The following is a 21,524-nucleotide window of genomic DNA, read 5'->3' as shown; positions in this document are numbered from 1 at the left end:
AATGCTTAAATCAAGCTTTGGTTTCGAATTTTCCATTGCTCTCAGATATTTGAGGGCAAAAAGGAAACAGGGATTTATTTCCCTTGTAGGTTTTTTATCCGTGGCTGGTGTTTGTCTTGGAGTTATGGCTCTTGTAGTTGTTATAGCAGTGATGTCAGGAGCAGAAAAAGACTTGAGAAAAAGAATTCTTGGGATGGAGCCTCATCTTATTTTAAATTCAAAAACCGGTTCCTTTGCAGACTATAAAAAAGTCTGCGAAAAATTAAACAATAAAAAAAATGTATCTGATGCACTTCCAAACCTTTCTGGAAGGGTGATGCTCAGATCCAAGTGGGGTTTTACAGGAACAATAATAAGGGGGGTTGACAGCGAATCACGCCGTAAGCTTATCAAGGGGTTTGAACCTTTGAAAGCCACAGAACTTCTTGAAAATACATCATCAGGGAAAAATTCAATTATCATTGGCAAGGGAATTGCTGAAAGTCTGGGAGTGGCTAAAGGAGACAGCGTTTTTGCACTTACTTCAGACTGGAAAATTTCTCCTGTGGGTGTAATGCCTAAAATGACTGAGCTTGAGGTTGCAGCTGTTTATGAAAGCGGGCTTTATGAGTACGACAGTGCTGTTGCTTATATGAACCTTGAAAATCTCCAAAGCCTTCTTGGAATGGGTAAAAAAGTCAATGGTATAGGTGTTTATATAACCGATGTTTATGCGGCAGATGATTTGGCAAAAACAATAGACGAAGTCTTTCCAGGCCGATTTTTCACACGAACATGGATGGAGGTAAATCATTCACTGTTTTCTGCCCTGAAACTTGAAAAAACAGCAATGTTTATAATTCTCACTCTTATAATTCTTGTGGCAGCTTTTAATATAGCAAGTTCTTTGATTATGCTTGTAATGGAAAAAACCAAGGAAATTGCAATAATGAAAACCATGGGAGCAACCAAAAAAAGTATAAAAAGGATTTTTGTTATTCAAGGGACTTTTGTTGGTTCCATAGGAACTTTGTCAGGGGTTTTTCTTGGGATAATCATGTGTGAAATCTTGAGTCGGTACAAATTTATCAAGCTTCCTGATGCCTATCCATTTACAACTCTTCCAGTTGATTTGGCTTTTTCAGATGTTGCTCTGATAGCTTTTAGCGCTCTTTTAATTTGTTTTTTTGCAACTGTTTATCCTGCTTCTAAGGCTGCAAATCTAGACCCTGTGGAGGGTATTCGTTATGGTGAATAAGGAAGGCTGTATAGTTCTTGAAAATATTTCCAAAAGCTACAAAACTGGGGAAACTGTTTTGGAAATTTTAAAAAACGTTGATTTCACAGTTAATAAAGGTGAAAAAATAGCAGTAACTGGATCTTCTGGAATAGGAAAATCAACTCTTCTCCATGTTTTAGGAGGGCTTGATCATCCTGATGAAGGCAAAATTTTTATTGAGGGCGAAGATCTTTATTCCCTTGGGGATGAAAGAGTTGCGGGGATAAGGAATAAAAAAATTGGATTCATGTTTCAATTCCACCATCTTCTTCCTGAGTTCAATGCTGTTGAAAATGTTATGATGCCTTCCCTTATCGGAGGAAATGATAGAAAATCTTCTCTGAAAAAGGCAAAAGAACTTTTAAAAAAAGTCGGACTTTTGAGCAGGATTAATCATAAGGTTACCGAGCTCTCAGGCGGTGAACAGCAAAGAGTTGCCATTGCAAGAGCTCTTGTAATGGATCCTGTGGTTCTCCTTGCTGATGAACCCACAGGAAATCTTGACAACAAAAACAGTGAGGATGTTCATTTGCTTCTTGAAGAGCTTAACACAGAACTTGGAATGACTCTTATAGTGGTAACCCACAATATGGAACTGGCATCTTTTATGGGTAAACAAGTAACATTAAAGGAAGGTTCTCTTGTATCGGTTTAACTTGTTAAATATAATATTTATATCAGTTTTGGCTTTATTGTCAGTTCCTGCTGTTTCCTTTTCCCTGGAAAATAAGGTTGTTCTTTTCCCCTTTCAAATTGAAGGGGGAAGCGAATATGAATATTTAAAAGAAGAAATACCTGAACTTATAGGCTCTGAAATAAGAAAAGCTGGAGGAAATAGCTATTTTTATAAAGACGATGTTTTAGATTTTGATAATAAAAAACTTTTTGAAATTGCAAATGAGTCTGGTTCAAAAGGGTTTATAAAAGGAAAGTTTCAGGCCATAGGCAACAACGAATTTATACTGGATGCAGTCCTTGGAGTTTCAGAGGAAAATAAAATCTATGAATTCAAAGAAAGCTTTACAGGAGTAGTAAACCTTTTTGGAAGGGTGAATAGCCTGTCCAAAAAAATCGGGGGTACTTTATTTGTAAAAGTAAGGATTACTGAAATTGAAATCAGAGGTAATGAAAGAATTGAAGATGAAGCAATTAAAAGACTGATAGCTACCAAAGAAGGAACTGCTTACGCAGATGGTGATCTTTCCGATGATTTGGACAGAATTTATAATATGGGTTATTTCGGAGATATCAGAGTTACAAGGGAAGAAACTGAAAGTGGAGTAAAAGTTGTTTTTCATGTAAAAGAAAAGCCCACAATAAGACAAGTTCATTTCAAGGGAAACCATGCCTATGACAATGAAAAAATAAAAGAAAACATAACCTTAAAAAGTGGTTCAATCCTTAATATATTTGAAGTTAAAAAAGAAATTGAAGCAATTAAAGAACTTTACAAGGAAAAAAACTACCATCAATGTGAAGTGAATTATGAGCTTAAAGAGCTGTCGCATAACAGAGCTGATCTTATTTTTATAATAGCAGAGGGCGACAAAACTTTTATCCGTGAAATTGTTTTTGAAGGCAATGAAGACTACACTGACAAACAGCTAAAAAAAAAGATAGAAAGTTCTGAAAAAGGTTTTTTTTCATGGCTGACAGGTTCAGGTGAGTTTAAAAAAGATCAGATTCAGCAGGACAGTGGAAGAATTCTTGCATTTTACCATACCACTGGATATGCCGAGGCAAGGGTAGCTGATCCTGAAATCAGCTTTGATGGAAACAATGTAAAGCTTTTATTTAAAATATCTGAAGGAAACAAGTTCACCATAGGAGAAGTTAAGGCAGAAGGTGATTTGATTGTTTCAGAAGAAATAATTTTAAAAGCAGTGAAAACAAAAACAGGCGAAATTTTTAACAGACAAAATCTTCAGGATGACTCAATTTCCATTGCAGATATTTATGCTGATGCCGGGTATGCTAATGCAGATGCTTTTCCAGATCTTCAAAAAGATTATGAAAATAATATTTTAAATGTTATTTTTAATATAAAGAAAAACAATTTGGTCTATATTGATAAAATAGTTATCGGCGGAAATACAAAAACAAGAGATAAAGTTATAAGAAGAGAGTTTCCCATAACCGAGCAATCCCTTTACAGCAAGTCAAGGCTTCAAAGGGGAGTTCGAAATCTTTACAGAATGGACTATTTTCAGAATGTAAACCTTGAAACTATTCCTTCGGGTGAAAAGGACAAGGTGGACATTCATGTAAGTGTTGAAGAAAAAACCACTGGAATGTTTACTTTTGGTGCAGGGTATTCAAGTGTAGACAACCTTTTTGCAACTGTTTCTGTTACCCAGAGAAATTTCAGGGGAAAAGGGCAGGTGGTAAATCTTAAAGCGGAGTTTTCTGGAAGTGCTACAAGATACACTTTTAGTTTCACCGAACCATGGCTTTTTGATATTCCCTTATCTGCAGGATTTGATGTGTATAATTGGGAAAGAGAATATGACGACTATGATAAAAAAAGTATAGGGGGCTCAGTAAGATTAAGTTACCCTGTTTTTGATTATACAAGGCTTTATTGGTCATATACCTATGAAGTTGCAACCATAGACAAGATTGATCCATATGCTGACCCGACTCTTTTTTTGATTGAAGGAGATAATGTTGAAAGTTCAACAACGGTTGCCCTTAAATATGATTCAAGGGATAGAATGTTCAATCCAACTGAAGGTGTTAAACATTCTATTTCAGTGGAACATGCAGGAGGTTTTCTTGGCGGAGATTATACATATACAAAATATATAGCAGAAACCGGGGTTTATATTCCTCTTTTTTGGGATTTTGTGTTTTTTGCTCATGGTGAAGGAGGTTATGTCAGGAAAAATTCAGGCGGAGTCCTTCCAGACTATGAAAAGTTTTATCTTGGAGGGATGAATTCCGTAAGGGGTTATGACTGGAGAGGAATTTATGTTTTAAGTCCTGAAGGGTATGAAGTGGGCGGTGAAAAATATATTCAGGCAAATCTTGAGCTTATTTTTCCTCTTATTAAAAGTGCTGGTCTTATGGGGCTTTTCTTCTTTGATGCGGGAAATGTGTTTGCAAAAGATAAAAGTGTAGGATTGAGTGATATAAGAAGATCCTGGGGATATGGTATAAGATGGTATTCTCCGGTTGGACCCATCAGACTTGAGTATGGAAGAATGCTTGATCCTAATGAAGATGAAAGCGGAAGCGGCAGATGGGAATTTACCATGGGCCAGGCGTTTTGATAATGAACTGATTTTTTAATAAAGAAAATTTTTAATAAAGAAAATATGCTCAATAAAAGATACATCAATTGAGGTTTAACTAAAAAAGTACTCGGAGGTAATAAATGAAAAGAACAGCAGTTTTTTTTCTAGCTTCACTGGCGATTTTGTCATTTGTTTTTTCTGGAATCGGAGGAGCAGCAGATATTGCAAAAATAGGTGTTTTTGATTATCAGAAGTTTATGGTGAACTCAAAGGGCGGTCAAAACATAAGAGAAATTCTTAATACAAAAAAAACTCAGCTTGAAGGAAAGCTAAAGGAAAAAGCTGGTGAAATTAAAAAACTTGGGGATCAGCTTGAAAGAGAAGCTTTTGTTATGTCACCTGAAAAGCAGGGAGAAAAACAAAGGGAGTATCGCATCCAGGTAAATGACTACAAAGATATGGATGAAATGTATGCAAAAGAAATTAAAAGAGCTGAACGAGAAGAAACAAAAAAAATTTTTGATCAGGTTGATGAAATTTTAAAAAAGATTGGGAAAGAAGAAAATTTCCTTCTTATTCTTCCTCAAAGTACAGTTCTTTACTCTCCAGACCAGCTGGATATCACAGATAGAGTTATAAAACTTCATGACAAACAGTTTTGAATCAATGAATAAACAATACTCTCTTCAACAATTGGCAGATTTTACCGGTGGAGAAGTATACGGAGATAAAAGTCTTGAAATTTCAGGAGTGTCTCCTTTTGAAACTGCAACTTCAAAAGACATTTGCCTGGCAAGGACAGAAGAATATATACAAAAAATTCCCCTGTCCATGTCAAAGGCTTTTATAGTCACAAAAGTTCCTGACTTTAAAGATCTTAATTTTCTTGTGCACAATAATCCCTATTCTGCTTTTGCAAAAATAATTTCTCTTTTTCATCCTTTGGAAACCAAGGAAGAGATGATTCATCCAAGTGTGTCCATAGGCAGGCGTTTTTCCTTTGGTAAAAGGGTTTATCTAGGTCCTGGCTGTGTCATAGGTGATAATGTAGTTCTTGGTGACGATGTTTATATTTATCCAAATACAACCATTGGCGATAATGTTTTAATTGACAATGGGTCAAGAATATATTCAGGGGTTACAATTTATTCAGACTGCGAAATAGGCAAAAGGGTGATAATCCATTCCGGAACTGTTATTGGAAGTGATGGGTTTGGTTTTGCTCCGGATTCAGGTTCTTGGGTAAAGATCAATCATCTTGGAAAAGTGATAATAAAAGATGATGTGGAAATAGGAGCTTCCAATACAATAGATCGGGGAACTTTTGGTAATACTGTGATTGGGAAATCTGTAAAAACTGACAACCAGGTTCATTTAGCACATAATGTTGAAGTTGGAGATAATACTATTTTAATTGCCCAGTCAGGAGTGGCAGGAAGTACCAAAATTGGAAAAAATTGTATAATTGCTGGAAAAGCCGGAATTTCAGGGCATCTTAAAATAGAAGATTTTGTGATAATAGGACCTATGACAGGTGTAACAGGAAATATAAAAAGCGGGAGTGTGGTTTCTGGAATCCCTGAAATGCCCCATAAACTATGGCTTAAAGTTTCTAAAATACTGACAAGGCTTCCGGAGTTGAGAAGAAAAGTTTCTCTTATTGAAAAACGGGTTAAGAATATAGAAAAAAAGTAAAATGCAAAATGAAAAAACACTAAATATAGACGAAATTCTCAGGATAATGGTTCACAGGTATCCTTTTTTGATGATAGACAAAGTTGTTGAAATTGATCCTGGTAAGACAATTAAAGCTATTAAAAATGTAACTTTTAATGAACCATATTTCCAGGGACATTTTCCGGAAAAACCTGTGATGCCCGGAGTAATGATTTTAGAAGCCATGGCCCAGGCCGGTGCTATTCTTGTTAATCAATCATTTGGAAATCCAGATGATTTTTTTTATTTGGGCGGAATAGATAACGCCAGATTTAGAAAGCCTGTGATTCCAGGGGATCAATTAATAATTGAAATGGAAATTCTTAAGAAAAAATTAAATGCATTCAAGGTTAGGGGAGAATGTCATGTTTATGATACAAAGGTATGTCAGGCTGAATTTATGGCTGTAATGGAGAAAGGGACCAAATGAAGATTCATCCAACAGCAATTATAAAAAAAGGTGCTCAAATTTCAGAGGATGTGGAAATAGGGCCTTATGCCATAGTAGATTCAGATGTAAAGATAGACTCAGGGTGTGTAATAGGTTCCCATGCTATGGTTCATCAGTATACTGAGCTAGGCTCAGGCTGCCATATTTTTCCTTTTGCCTCTGTTGGTTCAATTCCCCAGGATCTTAAGTTCAGGGGAGAAAAATCTTTTCTCAAAGTGGGTAAAAAGACTGTTATAAGAGAATTTGCTACATTAAACAGGGGAACTGGCGAAGGTGGGGGAATAACTGAGGTTGGAGAAAACAATCTTTTAATGTCTTATACCCATGTGGCCCATGACTGCAAAACCGGAAACAATGTAATAATGTCTAACAACGCAACCCTTGCAGGGCATGTTATTGTGGGCGATTATGTTATTCTTGGAGGCTTTGCCGCAGTACATCAATTTGTTAACCTTGGCAGGCATTGTTACATTGGCGGAAAATCAGCCATTGTAAAAGATATTCCTCCCTTTGTAATTGCTTCAGGCGACAGAGCTGCTCTTCATGGGCTTAATAAAATAGGGCTTGAAAGAAGAGGGTTTACAAATGAGTCTCTTACCCAGCTTAAAAGAGCTTATAAATTTATCTTCAGGACGGATCTTACAATAAGTCAGGGGCTTGAAAAAGCAAAAAAAGAAGTTGAACTCACCCCTGAGGTATTAGAGTTTTTAACTTTTATAGAAAAATCCGTCCGGGGAATTACAAGATAGAGTGGATAAGTGAATAAAAAGATAGGTCTTATTGCAGGAAATGGAGATTTCCCTTTAGCTTTTTTAAAAAAAGCTAAAAAAGAAGGTTTGGATGTTTTTGTTGCTGGCTTTAAAAATGAGGCTTCCCCAGAAATAGAACAAGTTGCAGATAAATTTATCTGGATTTATGTAGGTCAGATAAAAAAAATAATAAATTTTTTTAAAAAAAATCTTGTTGATGAAGTAGTTTTGCTTGGCGGGGTTAAAAAGACCAGGCTTTTTTTTGATGTTCGTCCTGATATCCTTGCTTTAAAAGCTGTTGCAAAACTAAAAACCACCCATGATGATAATGTTTTAAGAGCTTTTTCATCAATAATGGAAAATCATGGGATAAAAGTTTGCAGTTCTTCAAAATTAGTACCTGAATTTTTGTCAAAAAGAGGACTCTGGACAAAAAAAAATCCATCTAAAGAAGACTTAAATGATATAAAATTGGGCTATGAGGCTGCAAAAGCAATAGGATTTCTTGACATAGGTCAAACTGTGGTAGTTTCAGGAGGAAGTATTGTTGCTGTTGAAGCTGTTGAGGGAACTGATGAAGCCATAAAAAGAGGAGGAACTCTTTCCCATGGAGGAGGAGTTGTTGTTAAAACCTCCAAACCAAACCAGGATTTAAGGTTGGATATTCCAGCCATTGGTCCTGAAACAATTATCCAGATGAAAAAGTTTGGCCTTGATGTTCTTGCTGTTGAAGCTGAAAAAACCAATGTAATAAATCTTGATGAACTGATTTCTCTTGCTGATGAAAATAAAATTTCTGTTCTTGGAATTGATGATCTTTTTTTAAAGGAGCTCAAATTTGAGTGAAATTAAAAATTCTTTAAAACCAAAAAAAATCATGATTGTTTGCGGAGAATCCTCTGGAGATCTTCACGGTTCATATCTTGTTTCAGAGCTTTTTAAATTAAGACCTGAATTGAATGTTTTTGGAATTGGCGGAAAACAAATGAGAAGGCAAGGTTTTTCAGCTTTTTTAAAGTCGGAAGATCTTTCTTTTATGGGAATAACAGATGTTTTAGCAAATTTAAAAACAATTTCTGCTGCAAAAAAAATGGCTCAGAATGCTGTTAAGGATTTAAAACCAGACCTTTTAATTCTTATTGATTACCCGGGTTTTAATTTAAGGCTTGCTGAGTTTGCAAAAAAGCATAATATAAAAGTTTTATACTATATAAGCCCTAAGTTCTGGGCATGGAATTTCAAGAGAATAGAAAAAATTAAAAAATTTACAGATCATGTTTCTTTGATTTTTCCCTTTGAAAAAAAAATTTATAATGAATTTAATATTCCTTCTACTTTTGTTGGAAATCCTCTTCTTGATTATGAAATTCCTTCAAAAAAAATCAGGGATTTTTCAAAAATTTCTACTTTTCCTATTGTCGGTCTTTTGCCTGGCTCAAGAAAAGGCGAGGTCAGGAAACATCTTGAAACAATCCTTGAATCTGCTTTGGAGATTTCAAAGGAATTTGAAAGAGTAAAGTTTGTTGTTTCCTTTGCATGCAAAGGTGAGGAGACCTTTTTTTATTCCCTTGTAAAAACCTATGAAAATTTAATTGATATAGAGGTTGAAACAGAAAGCGTTTACAATGTATTTGAAAAATCAGACTTTCTAATTGCAGCATCTGGAACAGTAACTCTTGAAGCAGCTGTATCAGGAGTTCCCATGCTTATAATGTACAAGGTGTCTCTGATTACATATTTTTCAGGAAAACTTCTTGTAAAAACTCCCTATATAGGACTAGCTTCAATAATAGCTGGGAGGGAAGTTATTCCTGAATTTATTCAAGGAGCTGCCACACCAAAAAAACTTAAAAACGCAGTGGTTTATTATCTCAAAGAAAAAGATGCTTATGAAAAAATGATAAAGGATTTAAAAGAAGTCAAATCCATGCTTGGAAATAAAGGAGTGGCAGAAAGAACTTCTAGAATAGCCATTGAAATGGCAGATAATTAAGAAAAGATTAGAAATTTGTAATTTTTGTGAAAGTATCTGATAATAATCCAAGCGACATTGGTAAATTTATAAACTTGAAAAGTAAAGCCAGATCAATTTACGATTAATTGGTTTTGCTGGAGAAAAAACTAGATTAATTAAACTAGAGATTGATTTTTATGTTTTTTAAAAAATTTGAAATAAGACAAAGACACAAAGAAATTGCAGGGTACCTTAAAAGTAAATGGGTTCATCTTTTGTTTGCTATTGTATGTATGCTGATGGTTTCAGCTTCAACTGCTGCTTCAGCCTATGTGATCAAACCTGTTTTAGACGATGTGTTCATAAATAAAAAAGAAGATATGCTTAAACTCTTACCCTTTGCTGTATTGTTTATTTATTTATTAAGGGGGATTGGACTTTATGGGCAAGAATATTTTTTAAATTATATAGGGCAGGTTATTATCAGAAAAATAAGAGATAGCCTTTATTCAAAAATTCAGGATCTCCCCCTTTCTTTTTTTGAAGGTGAAAAAACAGGAGAGCTTATGTCAAGGCTTTCCAATGACGTAAATATAATCAAAAGTATGGTATCCACCACAATAACATCAACTTTGAGAGACTTTTTTACAATTTGTTTTCTCATAGGAGTTATTTTTTATCAAATTTGGAGCCTTGCTCTTTTTGCAATTTTAATTCTTCCCCTTGCTTTTTATCCAATAATTTATTTTGGAAGAAAGGTAAGAAAAGTTTCCACAGGCTGTCAGGAGGCAATGGCTGAAATGAATTCCTTTGCCCATGAAACTATTGTGGGAGCCAAAATAATCAAGGCCTTTTCCATGGAAAACTATGAAAAGGAAAGGTTTTATGAAAAAACATCACTTATTTTTAAAATGGAAATAAAAAATGCAATTGTAAAAGCTCTTTCATCTCCAGTGATGGAAGTTCTTGCAGGAACAGGTGTTGCCTTTATTATCTGGTATGGGGGTTCAAGGGTTATTTCAGGTGTGTATACAACAGGAACTTTTATATCTTTTCTTGCATCTGTAATTATGCTTTATGATCCTGTTAAAAAAATATCAAAGCTTAATAATGCAGTTCAACAGGGTCTTTCAGCTGTTGACAGGGTTTATGATATAATTGAAAGAAAATCCGATCTTACAGAAGCTTTAGATGCTGTTACAATTGAAAAAAAATCCCATTTTGTAAAAATGGAAAATGTTTGGTTCAAATATAAGGGATCAGATGAATATATTCTTAAAAATATAAATCTTGAAGCAAACAAAGGAGAAATAATTGCCCTTGTTGGGATGAGCGGTGGAGGTAAAACTTCATTGGTTAATCTTATTCCAAGGTTTTTTGATCCAACAAAAGGGAAAGTTTTAATTGATGATATTGATGTAAAAAAGATCAAGCTTTCCAATTTAAGGGATCAAGTCGCTTTTGTAACTCAGGAGCCTATTTTGTTTAATGATACTGTATACAGCAATATTGCATACGGTAAAGCTGATGCTAGTTTTGAAGATGTTGTTCTGGCTGCAAAATCTGCCTATGCCTATGATTTTATAATGGATTTTCCAGAAGGTTTTGATACTGTTATTGGAGAATTTGGGAACAGGCTTTCAGGAGGGCAGAAACAAAGGCTTTGTATTGCAAGGGCTCTTGTTAAAGATGCTCCTATTTTGGTTCTTGATGAAGCAACTTCAGCACTTGATACAAATGCTGAAAAAATAGTTCAAAAAGCTCTTGAAAATCTTATGAAAGGCAGAACAACATTTATGATAGCCCATAGACTTTCTACCATATCCAATGCAGACAGAATAGTAGTTATAGAAAATGGTGAAATAAAAGAAACTGGGACTCATCTTGAGCTTATCAAAAACAATGGTCCTTACAAAGTTTTATATGAGCTTCAGTATCTTGAATCTGCTGGATAATCTTTGAGTTTTTCATATTTTGCTGTTAAATTATTTTTAAATCTAGAAATTTTTCTTAAAATTTTATTTTGAGCTAAAGGCCTGAAATAAAGAACAAGAGGAATAAATTCTGTTGGGCCAATATCATCAATAATAACAAATTTGATTTTATCTTTTGAAATTTTTTGGACAAGTATGTTTCGCTCTTTTAAATTTCTTGTAATTATATTTTCTTTGATGAGGCTTTCTTTCATTTCCAAAAAAGCCTGCCTAAAATAGGGAATTTTTTTTATATATTTATTTAAGTTTTTTAAATAAAACTCAAGTGAATTGGAAATTGTTCCATCGTAATTTTTTACAAGTTCAAAAACATAACCTTTGCCAAGATTTGTTTCAATAGTGTCTTTGTAGCTGGATATAAAGTTTTTGCCTGAGTTTGTTTTATTGATGTGTTTGTAATAGTTTACTTCCTTAACCACATCCTGAATATGGTTTTTTTTGGGCAATTTAATACATAGGTTGTTATCATGGGGATGAATATAGCATTTTTTGTGAGCTCCTTGAGCTAAAAAAAGCTCTGGATTCAACTTAACCATTTCTTTACCTGCCTTTTTAAACAAACCAGTGTTTTTAATTTAAAAATATGATTATTCAGTTTAGGTTAAACTAAAGAAATAACAATTTATCTAAGTTGAATACCAAATTCAAGTAAAATCATTTCAAGTGTTAAGAACTTAGCTTTGATTATTAAAGGTTATTAAAAATTGTTAAATTTAAATTACTTAATCAATATCTGAAAAACTTAGCTTTGTGTTAGTTTCTAAGTGGTCACTAAAAGATTTAATTTCTTTGTATATATTTTTTTAAGTTCATCTGAAAAAAGAACAAAAATAATAGTTTTTGGGAAATTGTTTTTTTCTAAAAACTCAGCTGAGGTTTTGATTGCAATTGAAGCGGCTTTTTCAGGGGGATAACCATAGACCCCGCAGCTTATTGCAGGAAAAGCAATGGAATTTAGTTTTTTTGAAAGAGCAATTAAAAGGGAGTTTTTATAAGAGTTTTCAAGAAGGATTGGGTCATTTTTCTGGTTTTTATAAACAGGGCCTGGTGTGTGGATTATGTAATCTGCTGTTTTTATATTAAAAGCCTGAGTAATTTTTGCCTCTCCTGTTTTGCAACCCCCAAGTTTTCTACATTCTTCCAAAAGCATGGGGCCGGCTGCTTTATGAATTGCTCCGTCAACTCCGCCTCCCCCAAGAAGAGAATTGTTTGCTGCATTGACAATTGCATCAGCTTTAATTTTAGTGATATCGTCTTTAATTATTTTTATATTTTCAATTATATTTTTCATTTTGCTTCCTTTATTCCTTTAGAATCTGATTTTAAAATAATAAGCTCTTTAATACATTCCCCGTTTAGATTAAAAAAAGTTGGGCCTGTAATAGTGTCAAATACAGGGGTTGATTTAATGGAATCTCTTATTTTTTGAGGTGAAGAGGAGCCTGCTTTTTTTACAGATTCAAAAACTATCATTGCACTGTCATAACTCAAAGCTTCAATAAAACCAGGTTTGTTTCCAAAAAGAGTTTCGTATGAAATCAAAAACTTTTTAACTTTTTCCTTTGAAGAGCCGGGGTAAAAAAGAGATGCAAAATAGGCTTTTTTTATATAACCTTCGCTTGATTTTATCAGTTTTTCGTCTTCCCATAAATTTGGCCCTAAAAATACAGGGTCAAACACATCAAAATAAGCAAGCTGAGGAGCAAGAGCAATGGTTTGAAAGGGGCCGTCTGGGATAAATACAGCCTCAAAATCAACAATTGGTTTTAGTTTTTCATCTTTTTTTGATTTTTTTTCCTCTTCTTTTTCTACCTCTTCTTCCTTAACTTCAGCTTGAATTTCTCTTAAACCCTTATGGTAAAGGCCTGTGAGTTTTTTGATGGGCTCGGAAAAATCAGCTGAATCAGGGTTGTATTTTTCAACTCCCATAATATTACAACTATGTTTTTTTGCGGAGTCAAAAAAAGAGTTCATGAAAATTTCTCCATAGGATTCATCAGGATATAAAATAGCAAAAGAATTTATTAAAAGTTTTTCTTTTGCAAAACTTACAAGAGCTTCTGCCTGCATTGACGGGGTTATAAAATGCCTGAATACAAAGTTTTTGTTTTTGGTTATTGAAGGTTTATGGGTCATTGCAATTATGGGAATAAGGTTGGCCTCTGAATATTCACAAGCAGCTTCAGCAGTGTGAAAAGGGCCAATTATTGCGGAAACTTTATTGTTTATAAGTTTTTCAGCAGCTTCCCTGGAACCTGACTCAAGAGATTTGTTATCTTCAATAAAAAGTCTTATTTCAACCTCAGGATTTATTGAAAGAAATTCAGAAACAGCAAATTGAATTGCTTTTAAAGCCATTTCTCCATAAGGGGAAAGTTGTCCTGAAAGGGGGAGGATTACTCCTATTGATATTTTGTCCTGACTTTCAATCAATTTAAGCTGAGCTTTTGCCTCATTAAATGTTTCAGTTTCAGGGTAGTTTTTTAAAATTTCATTTAAAATATTTTTTGCCTCTTCTTTGTTGTTTTCTTTAAAAAGGGCAAGGGCATAATATTTTTTAAAAAGAGCTGAAGCATCATCGTTTGAAAACAAGTCAAAGGATTTTAAAAGAGATTTTTTATCCATTTTTGAGGCAGCTGTGGATAATAAGGGTCTGATTTGCAGATATTGAACAGAGTCTTTTTTATATATTTCATTATAAATTTTAGCAGCCTGATAGTAGTTTTCAAGATTTAAAAAAACATTTGCCTTTATATATAAAAATCTTATTTTTGTATCTTCCCTCTTGGTCTTTTTTAATGCTCTATCGCAAATTGGAAGGGCTTTTTCAGGCTTTCCTAGATCAATAAATATATTTGCTGAGTGGATGGAAGCTTCAAAAAAAGCATCTGAATCAGGATGTTCAGAAATTATTTTAAGGTAGAAACCCAAGGCTTTTTTTGGATTTGTTGTTTCTGTTATCAGAGCTTTTTTTAGATATGCTTCTGGAAGATAAAAGGAGGCTGGAAACTCTTTTATGAATTGAATATATAGATCTTTTGCTTTATCATAGTTTTTATCATTAAAAGCTTGCTCAGCTGTTTCAAATTTTGTTTTTTCAACCTCAGAGTACAGCTGATGAAGCTCATCTTTTTTCAACGCCGCACACCCTGAGATTAAAAACAATAAAATTGCAAGACTAAGAACTTTTGTTTTATCCATCTTATTAAAACCTTTGATTTTTAGTTTTTTTCCATTAATATTTTGTGGGTACCTGATTTCTTAATCAGCTGTCAAATTCAAAATTTAACGGAGACTGGGATGTTAAATTCAGGAAATTTTTTTATAAACCTTACTTTTATACTCTTATATTTCTTTTTTTCCTCCAATGCAATCGCTGAATTTTACAGTTATACTGACGATTCAGGTGTTTTGCATTATACAGATGACTACTCAAATATTCCCGACAAATTTAAAACTCAGGTGGTTGTTAATGAGAAAACCTTAACCCGGGCTGTTGAAAAAAAGACTTTTGAAACAAAGAACCTGGAAGAAGTTGAGCAGGATTTTGGTGTTGATGATAATTCCTGGCTTTTAAAAGAAGCAGAAGAATTGAAAAAAAGAAAGATCAGTCTTGATAAGGAATACAATATTCTTGTAGAAAAGCAAAAGTCCATTGAGCTGTTTAAAAAAGGAGTAAAAACCAAAAACCAGTCAAAGAAATATTTTGAAAAACTTGAAGAGTTAAATGTCCTTGTAAAAAATTATGAAGAAAAAAGGGTTAAATTTGACAAAGATGTGAGTGTGTACAATGAAAAGCTCAATAAGGAAAAAGAATAAAGTTCAAATGGAGTCGGGCTTTTTTTAAGTCAGGAAGAAATAAAATTTTTTATAAGCTCTTCAGCTTTTTTATTTTCATTGGGTAAAAGCCAGTTTATTTCATTATCGCGTCTGAACCAGGTAAGCTGTCTTTTTGCATATCTTCTTGTGTCTCTTTTCATCAGTTCAACTGCTTCATCAAAGGAGAGCTCTTTGTCTATGAAAAGATTCATATGTTTGTATCCAAGAGAATTCATGGATTTTAGTTCAGGTGAATACCCAAGGTTTCTAAGTTTTTTAACTTCCTCCAAAAATCCGTCTTCCATCATCTGATCAACTCTTGATTCTATCCTTTTATATAAAAGGCTTCTTTCCATATAAAGTCCGATTTTTAAAACTTGGTATTTTTTATAATTATCTTCTTTGCGGAGCTGGGAAATTTTTTGGCCGGTTGAAAAAAAACACTCCAGGGCTCTGGCAAGCCTGAAAATATCGTTTTCGTGTATTTTTAATCCAGCTTCGGGGTCATGAATCGATAAAAGTTTTTTAAGATGGCCTTTGCCATGGATTTTTTCTTTTTCATATAATGATTCAATTATTTTTTTATCAGCAGGTTTTGATCTGAAAATTCCTTCTGTAAGTGCTTTTATATAAAGTCCAGTTCCTCCTGCAATAATCGAGATTTTACCTTTGCTGTGAGCTTTTTGAATAAGGGCATCTGCTTTTTCAACAAATTTTCCTGCATTAAAATCATCATTTGGGAAACAAATGTCTGTTAGATGGTGAAAAGCTTTTTTATTTTCTTGTAAACTGGGCTTTGCTGTTCCTATATCCATCAGTTTATATACCTGCATGGAATCAGCACTTACTACAATTGATGGGAATTTGGAAAAAAGCTCAATTGTCATTGAGGTTTTGCCAATTCCTGTGGGTCCGCAGATAATTACAATTTTTGGGGAATTATCTTCCATGGTTTTTGTTCTTTATTTTTCAAATTACCTATTGTTTTTTAAGTATTTTTTGATGATATATAACAGAACTAAATGTATTGACAACCTTTAAAATAGCCGATATGGATATGTTTGCTGATATAATATTTAAATAAATAAATCTTGAATTTGGCTAAGAAATCAATAGCAGGGTTATCAACCCTCAAAAGTTTAATATCTGAAAAGTTGCAGAAGATAAGAGCAATTTTTGCAAAATTTTAACAGGAGAAGAGATTATGTCAAAAGAACTCGTTGGAGCCGCAATGGTTGTTGGCGGTGGTATCACAGGGATGCAGACAGCCCTTGATCTAGCTGACGCAGGGTACTATGTCTATCTGGTTGAAAAGAAACCGTCCATCGGCGGTGTGATGGCCCAGTTAGACAAGACATTCCCAACCAACGACTGTGCAATGTGAATTATTTCACCTAAACTGGTCGAGGTCGGCCGGCATCAAAATATTGAATTGATGACTCTTAGTGAAGTAACATCAATTTCAGGAGAAGAGGGAAATTTCGAAGTAGAGGTTTTGAAAAAGCCTAGATACGTAGACATGGACAAGTGTATTGCTTGCGGTGCCTGCGTTGAGAAATGTCCCAAGAGGGTGGATGACGATTACAATGCAGGTCTTAAGAAGAGAAAAGCAATTTATGTTGAATATGATCAGGCTGTTCCTCTTAAGTTTTCAATTGATGCAGAAAACTGTATCATGCTTACAAGAGGCAAGTGTGGACTTTGTGAGAAAACATGTCCTACAGGAGCAATCAATTATGATGACAAGCCTGAAACTGTAACGATTAATGTTGGTTCTTTGGTTCTTGCTCCGGGATTTAAGGCTTTTGATCCTTCAGTTTTCGATACTTACCAGTATTCAAAATTTCCAAACGTAGTTACAGCTCTTGAGTTTGAAAGACTTCTTTCTGCTTCAGGACCTACTCTTGGACATCTTGTAAAGCAGTCAAAAGATCAAGAAGAACCTAAGAAGATTGCTTTTTTTCAGTGTATAGGTTCAAGGGATATCAATCGGTGTGACAATGGGTATTGCTCTTCTGTATGCTGTATGTATGCAATAAAAGAAGCTGTGATTGCCAAGGAGCATTCAGGTGATGACCTTGACTGTGCTATCTTTTATATGGATATGAGAACCCATGGAAAAGATTTTGAAAGATATTACGAAAAAGCCAAGGAAGACGGAGTCCGTTTTGTTAGAAGCAGGGTGCATACAATAAATCCTGTGCCAGAAACAGACGATCTTGAAGTTAGGTATGTTGACGACTTTGGAAATATCAAAGACGAAGTCTTTAACATGATTGTTCTTTCTGTTGGTCTTGAAATTGATCCTACTACAATTGAGCTTGCTAAAAAACTAAATATTGAACTTACTCCTGGTAATTTTGCTCAGACCGGTACGTTTACTCCTGTTCAGACATCAAGAAAAGGTATTGTTGCTTCAGGTGCTTTTCTTGGACCCAGGGATATTCCCCAGTCCATGATTGATGCAAGTGCTGCTGCTGGTGTTGCAGGTGAAAACCTTGCTTCTGTTCGAGGAACCTTGCTCAAGGAGATAGTAACCATACCTGAAAGGGATGTTTTTGGGGAAGCTCCACGAATTGGTGTGTTTGTATGTCACTGCGGAATTAATATTGGCGGTGTTGTTAATGTTCCTGAAGTTACTGAATATGCAAAAAGCCTGCCTTATGTTGAATATGCTACCGACAATATGTTTTCCTGCTCCCAGGATACTCAGGACAAGCTGATTGAGATTGTCAAGGAGCAAAATCTTAACAGGATAGTTGTAGCAGCCTGTACTCCAAAAACCCATGAGCCTTTATTCCAGGAAACTCTCATGGCTGCAGGTCTTAACAAGTATATGTTTGAGATGGTTAATATAAGAAACCAGGATTCCTGGGTGCATAGAGACACCCCTGAAAAGGCAACAGAAAAAGCAATTGATCTTGTAAGAATGGGTGTTGCAAAAATTGCACTTCAAAACCCTCTTTCTGAAGCTCAGCTCCAGGTTGGCCAGTCAGCTATGATAGTTGGAGGCGGTCTTGCAGGAATGGCTGCTGCCGAAACTCTTGCTCTTCAAGGGTATGAAGCTCATATCATTGAAAAAGCAGACAGGCTTGGCGGAAATGCTTTAAAACTTTATAAAACACCCCAGGGTGAGGTTATCTCAGATAAGGTTGCAGAGCTGGTTGAAGCAATAGATGCAAATGATAAAATCAAAGTTCATCTTAATACCACAATAGAAAGTGTTGATGGTTTTGTTGGAAATTTCAATGCAAAACTTATTGAAAACGGTCAGGAAGCATTTCTTGAACATGGGATAGCTGTAATGGCTACAGGTGGAAAAGCTTACACTCCTGACGAATATATGTACGGAAAAGATTCAAGGGTTCTTACAACCCTTGAGATGGATGCAAAAATGAAGGCTGACGATCCTCTTGTTAAAGATGCTGATTGTGCAGTCTTTGTTCAGTGTGTAGGTTCCCGTGAGCCTGAAAGGATGTATTGTTCAAAGGTTTGCTGTACCCATTCTGTTGACAGTGCTCTTGAATTGAAGCGCCGTAAGCCGGATATGAATGTATTTATCCTTTACAGAGATCTAAGAACTTATGGTGAAAAAGAATATCTTTACAAGGAAGCAAGGGATGCAGGAGTTCTTTTTGTAAGGTACGATCTTGAAAACAAACCTAAAGTTTCAGTTGAAGATGGAAATCTTAAGATAGTTGTTAAAGATCATGTTCTTAACCGTGATCTTGAAATAGAGCCAGATGTTATTTCGCTTGCAACAGCTATTGTTCCTAATGAAGTAGGGGCTCTTGCCCAGTTTTACAAGCTTCCGGTGAATGAAGATGGATTTTTTATTGAAGCCCACGCAAAACTTGGACCATCAGAGTTTTCAACAGATGGTGTTTTTCTTGCAGGTATAGCCCATTATCCAAAGCCAATTGACGAAGCAATTGCCCAGGGCAAGGCTGCTGCTGCAAGAGCAATCACACTTCTTGCAAGAAAAGAAATTTTTACAAGCGGTCAAATTGCAAGGGTTGATCCTGTATTGTGCAGTGGCTGTGGAATTTGTGTAAGTGTTTGTCCATATTCAGCGCCTTCATTTCTTACAGAAGGTCCATTTGCAGGCAGAGCAGAAATTAATCCAGTTCTTTGCAAAGGCTGTGGTCTTTGTGTTGCATCTTGTCGTTCAGGTGCAATCCATCATAATGGTTTTGACAATGATCAGATTTTCAGCCAGATTTTTGCAGTAAACGCATAAAACTAAGGGTTCTCCGCTTTTTATTAAGCGGAGACTTTATATATCAAGGAGTTTGGCAATGAGTGAATATGAACCAAAAATTGTGAGTTTTCTCTGCAACTGGTGCAGCTATGGTGCAGCAGATCTTGCAGGTGTAAGCCGTTTTCAGTATCCTGACAATATCAGAGTTATCAGAATACCATGTACAGGAAGAATGAGCCCCAAGTTTTTTCTTTCGGCATTAAGAGAGGGTGCTGACGCAGTTTGGGTTTCCGGCTGACATCCCGGAGACTGCCATTACCTGGAAGGTAATTATTATGCACGCCGTAAATTTCAGCTTTTCAAGAACCTTATGGAATTTGTAGGTCTTGAAGAAGACAGACTTCATTTTTCATGGATTTCATCTGCTGAAGCAATAAAATTTTCAGATGTTGCAAATCAGGTTTCAGAAAAAGTGAAGGCATTAGGCCCAAACAAAAAATTTGTTAAGCGTTACCCAACTAAGGATACTGACTAATGGACGCATATACAGATAAAATAAAAGAAATATCAAAAAAGATTTTAAAAGAGGGAAAGGTAGATGTAGTAATGGGGTTCCGAAAAGGAACTCTTGGCTATATGTCCGAGCCCTATATGGCAAAAAGTGAAAAGGATGCAGAAAACTTAGTGTTTGACTGCAACTGCCGCATGAACCTTGTAAATTACCTGACCAACCGTAAAGACAAAATTGGAATAGTAGTTAAGGGATGTGACAGCAGAAACCTTATAACTCATTTAATTGAAAATAAAATAAAACGGGAACAGCTTTATATTATAGGTGTGCCTTGTACAGGCCTAGCAGATAAAGCTTCTTTACTTGCCCATGCAGATGGTGAAATTACTTCAGTTGAAGATGATAATGAAACCATCACAATCAAGGGTGAAGGCTTTGAAAAGAAAGTAGTCAAAACAGAGGTTTTACAGGCAAATTGTAAGACCTGCATCAAAAGAAATCCTGTAATATTTGACGAGCTTGTTGGTGAAGAAGTCCCTGAGCTTGAAATAGAAAACAGGTTTGCCGATGTGGAAAAAGTTGAAAAAATGAGTCCAGATGAAAGATGGAACTTTTTTGGAGAACTTCTTTCAGAATGTACTCGTTGCTATGCCTGCAGAAACGCTTGCCCGCTCTGCTATTGTCCTACATGTTTTGTTGACGAATCCCGCCCCCAGTGGGTAGGGAAGAGCGACAATGAAACAGATGTGCAGACCTATCATCTCTTAAGAGCATTTCATGACGCAGGTCGCTGTACAGACTGCGGAGCATGTGAAGCTGCGTGTCCCATGGATATAAAAATGAGGTATTTTACACGTAAAACAATAAAAGACTGCGTGGAAAAATTTGGTTTTGAAGCTGGAATGGATCTTGAGCAGCGTCCTGCACTTGATCAATACAAAATCAATGACCCCAATGAGTTTATAAAGTAGGCCCTAAGATACCATGTGGATAATGAACCTTGAGGAGATGAAAAAGGAACAGCCATGAAAATGATAAGTGTAAAAAAATCAGATTGGGCCGGTGCAATGGAAAAAGCGCAAAAGTCTTTTAGACTTGCAGGTCCGGTAAAAGCAAAAAAAGGTCACACATTCAGGGAGCTTAAAAATGGAGAAATTCCAGACCTTGATTATGTTGAGACCAGAATGTCGGTAAAGGAAGTAGTTCTTCCCCAGTCGGAAGTAATGTTTACCTACAGCCTTGATAATGAAAAAGAAGGGCATCATATATTAGAAGAAATGCCTTTTGATGAAACTCCCCGTGCAGCTGTGGGAATTCGTCCCTATGATGCAAAAGCAGTTGAAATTTTAAAAAAGAACTTTATAACAGATGATTATATAGACCCTTATTTTGAGAGAAGATACGAAAACATTACTCTTGTGGGAATGGCGGAAAACAATCCTTCATCAGTAAATTTCAGCTTAAGCTGCGGTACAGGTCCTTTTGATGAATCATGCCTTGATATAATACTTGCAGATGCAGGAGATAATTATATAGGAAAGGTTTTAACAGAAAAAGGCGAAAAATTTGCAGCAGCAGCAGGATTTGCAGAAGGTGATTCAGGAATAGAAGCAAAAATTGCAGAGCTAAAAGAAC

19 protein-coding genes are annotated in these 21,524 nt (G+C 35.2%); 15 read left to right on the top strand and 4 right to left on the bottom strand.

The features are described from left to right. Position 1 precedes the first annotated feature (1 nt). The 10 genes from RBR53_02030 to RBR53_01985 all read left to right on the top strand — a co-directional run bounded on the left by RBR53_02030 (position 2) and on the right by RBR53_01985 (position 11,319). Positions 2–1,237 carry a lipoprotein-releasing ABC transporter permease subunit gene (locus RBR53_02030; GenBank protein MDY0131423.1) on the top strand — a complete coding sequence of 412 codons (1,236 nt, stop codon included), beginning with the start codon at positions 2–4 and terminating at the stop codon, positions 1,235–1,237. After that, positions 1,227–1,913 (top strand): ABC transporter ATP-binding protein, encoded by a 687-nt coding sequence (locus RBR53_02025; GenBank protein ID MDY0131422.1) that lies wholly within the window; start codon positions 1,227–1,229, stop codon positions 1,911–1,913. Before RBR53_02030 ends, RBR53_02025 begins: the two co-directional genes overlap by 11 nt. Then, complete coding sequence (gene bamA / locus RBR53_02020; GenBank protein MDY0131421.1) at positions 1,900–4,530, top strand: outer membrane protein assembly factor BamA; 2,631 nt, start codon at positions 1,900–1,902, stop codon at positions 4,528–4,530. The genes RBR53_02025 and bamA overlap by 14 nt, the downstream gene beginning before the upstream one ends. Before the next feature lie 104 nt (positions 4,531–4,634). Continuing rightward, a complete protein-coding gene (locus RBR53_02015; protein MDY0131420.1) occupies positions 4,635–5,156 on the top strand; it encodes an OmpH family outer membrane protein in 522 nt (173 codons plus the stop codon). Further along, a complete protein-coding gene (lpxD, locus tag RBR53_02010; GenBank protein ID MDY0131419.1) occupies positions 5,140–6,189 on the top strand; it encodes a UDP-3-O-(3-hydroxymyristoyl)glucosamine N-acyltransferase in 1,050 nt (349 codons plus the stop codon). Before RBR53_02015 ends, lpxD begins: the two co-directional genes overlap by 17 nt. A gap of 1 nt (position 6,190) precedes the next feature. Continuing rightward, on the top strand, positions 6,191–6,640 hold the full coding sequence (gene fabZ / locus RBR53_02005) for a 3-hydroxyacyl-ACP dehydratase FabZ (protein ID MDY0131418.1): 450 nt from the start codon (positions 6,191–6,193) through the stop codon (positions 6,638–6,640). Further along, a complete protein-coding gene (gene lpxA / locus RBR53_02000; GenBank protein ID MDY0131417.1) occupies positions 6,637–7,410 on the top strand; it encodes an acyl-ACP--UDP-N-acetylglucosamine O-acyltransferase in 774 nt (257 codons plus the stop codon). The genes fabZ and lpxA overlap by 4 nt, the downstream gene beginning before the upstream one ends. Before the next feature lie 9 nt (positions 7,411–7,419). Next, complete coding sequence (gene lpxI, locus RBR53_01995) at positions 7,420–8,256, top strand: UDP-2,3-diacylglucosamine diphosphatase LpxI (protein ID MDY0131416.1); 837 nt, start codon at positions 7,420–7,422, stop codon at positions 8,254–8,256. Continuing rightward, positions 8,249–9,403, top strand: coding sequence for a lipid-A-disaccharide synthase (gene lpxB / locus RBR53_01990; GenBank protein MDY0131415.1), 1,155 nt, complete (start codon positions 8,249–8,251; stop codon positions 9,401–9,403). Before lpxI ends, lpxB begins: the two co-directional genes overlap by 8 nt. 158 nt (positions 9,404–9,561) lie before the next feature. Continuing rightward, positions 9,562–11,319 (top strand): ABC transporter ATP-binding protein, encoded by a 1,758-nt coding sequence (locus RBR53_01985; GenBank protein MDY0131414.1) that lies wholly within the window; start codon positions 9,562–9,564, stop codon positions 11,317–11,319. Here the strand turns inward: RBR53_01985 and RBR53_01980 are convergent. From RBR53_01980 to RBR53_01970, 3 genes are all read right to left on the bottom strand, one after another. Continuing rightward, on the bottom strand, positions 11,295–11,894 hold the full coding sequence (locus RBR53_01980; protein ID MDY0131413.1) for a YrbL family protein: 600 nt from the start codon (positions 11,892–11,894) through the stop codon (positions 11,295–11,297). The genes RBR53_01985 and RBR53_01980 overlap by 25 nt on opposite strands. Before the next feature lie 224 nt (positions 11,895–12,118). After that, positions 12,119–12,649 carry an O-acetyl-ADP-ribose deacetylase gene (locus RBR53_01975; protein MDY0131412.1) on the bottom strand — a complete coding sequence of 177 codons (531 nt, stop codon included), beginning with the start codon at positions 12,647–12,649 and terminating at the stop codon, positions 12,119–12,121. Next, positions 12,646–14,559: an ABC transporter substrate-binding protein gene (locus RBR53_01970; protein MDY0131411.1), complete on the bottom strand. Its 1,914-nt coding sequence runs from the start codon at positions 14,557–14,559 to the stop codon at positions 12,646–12,648. Before RBR53_01970 ends, RBR53_01975 begins: the two co-directional genes overlap by 4 nt. 99 nt (positions 14,560–14,658) lie before the next feature. On the opposite strand from RBR53_01970, the gene RBR53_01965 reads away from it, so the two are divergent. Further along, positions 14,659–15,177, top strand: coding sequence for a DUF4124 domain-containing protein (locus tag RBR53_01965; GenBank protein ID MDY0131410.1), 519 nt, complete (start codon positions 14,659–14,661; stop codon positions 15,175–15,177). A 29-nt stretch (positions 15,178–15,206) separates the two neighbouring features. On the opposite strand, the gene miaA is transcribed toward RBR53_01965, so the two are convergent. Next, a complete protein-coding gene (gene miaA, locus RBR53_01960) occupies positions 15,207–16,127 on the bottom strand; it encodes a tRNA (adenosine(37)-N6)-dimethylallyltransferase MiaA (GenBank protein MDY0131409.1) in 921 nt (306 codons plus the stop codon). A gap of 254 nt (positions 16,128–16,381) precedes the next feature. Here miaA and RBR53_01955 point away from each other — a divergent pair, with 254 nt between their 5' ends. From RBR53_01955 to RBR53_01940, 4 genes are all read left to right on the top strand, one after another. After that, positions 16,382–19,417, top strand: a complete 3,036-nt coding sequence (locus RBR53_01955) for an FAD-dependent oxidoreductase (protein MDY0131408.1) — start codon at positions 16,382–16,384, stop codon at positions 19,415–19,417. A gap of 58 nt (positions 19,418–19,475) precedes the next feature. Further along, complete coding sequence (locus RBR53_01950; GenBank protein MDY0131407.1) at positions 19,476–19,913, top strand: hydrogenase iron-sulfur subunit; 438 nt, start codon at positions 19,476–19,478, stop codon at positions 19,911–19,913. Next, positions 19,913–20,860, top strand: coding sequence for a 4Fe-4S binding protein (locus tag RBR53_01945; GenBank protein ID MDY0131406.1), 948 nt, complete (start codon positions 19,913–19,915; stop codon positions 20,858–20,860). Before RBR53_01950 ends, RBR53_01945 begins: the two co-directional genes overlap by 1 nt. A gap of 54 nt (positions 20,861–20,914) precedes the next feature. Then, a partial coding sequence (locus RBR53_01940) for a sulfite reductase (protein MDY0131405.1) occupies positions 20,915–21,524 on the top strand: 610 nt, incomplete at its 3' end.

This window comes from Desulforegulaceae bacterium, from assembly GCA_034006035.1.
GTDB lineage: Bacteria > Desulfobacterota > Desulfobacteria > Desulfobacterales > JACKCP01 > JACKCP01.
The sequence above is the reverse complement of the archived record's forward strand: the minus strand, read 5'-3'. Positions and strand labels throughout refer to the sequence as shown.

Coding starts and splice junctions, on each gene's coding strand:
- RBR53_02030 (MDY0131423.1), top strand. CDS start 2: ATGCTTAAATCAAGCTTTGGTTTCGAATTTTCCATTGCTCTCAGATAT.
- RBR53_02025 (MDY0131422.1), top strand. CDS start 1,227: ATGGTGAATAAGGAAGGCTGTATAGTTCTTGAAAATATTTCCAAAAGC.
- RBR53_02015 (MDY0131420.1), top strand. CDS start 4,635: ATGAAAAGAACAGCAGTTTTTTTTCTAGCTTCACTGGCGATTTTGTCA.
- lpxD (MDY0131419.1), top strand. CDS start 5,140: ATGACAAACAGTTTTGAATCAATGAATAAACAATACTCTCTTCAACAA.
- fabZ (MDY0131418.1), top strand. CDS start 6,191: ATGCAAAATGAAAAAACACTAAATATAGACGAAATTCTCAGGATAATG.
- lpxA (MDY0131417.1), top strand. CDS start 6,637: ATGAAGATTCATCCAACAGCAATTATAAAAAAAGGTGCTCAAATTTCA.
- RBR53_01985 (MDY0131414.1), top strand. CDS start 9,562: ATGTTTTTTAAAAAATTTGAAATAAGACAAAGACACAAAGAAATTGCA.
- RBR53_01980 (MDY0131413.1), bottom strand. CDS start 11,894: ATGGTTAAGTTGAATCCAGAGCTTTTTTTAGCTCAAGGAGCTCACAAA.
- RBR53_01975 (MDY0131412.1), bottom strand. CDS start 12,649: ATGAAAAATATAATTGAAAATATAAAAATAATTAAAGACGATATCACT.
- RBR53_01970 (MDY0131411.1), bottom strand. CDS start 14,559: ATGGATAAAACAAAAGTTCTTAGTCTTGCAATTTTATTGTTTTTAATC.
- RBR53_01965 (MDY0131410.1), top strand. CDS start 14,659: ATGTTAAATTCAGGAAATTTTTTTATAAACCTTACTTTTATACTCTTA.
- miaA (MDY0131409.1), bottom strand. CDS start 16,127: ATGGAAGATAATTCCCCAAAAATTGTAATTATCTGCGGACCCACAGGA.
- RBR53_01945 (MDY0131406.1), top strand. CDS start 19,913: ATGGACGCATATACAGATAAAATAAAAGAAATATCAAAAAAGATTTTA.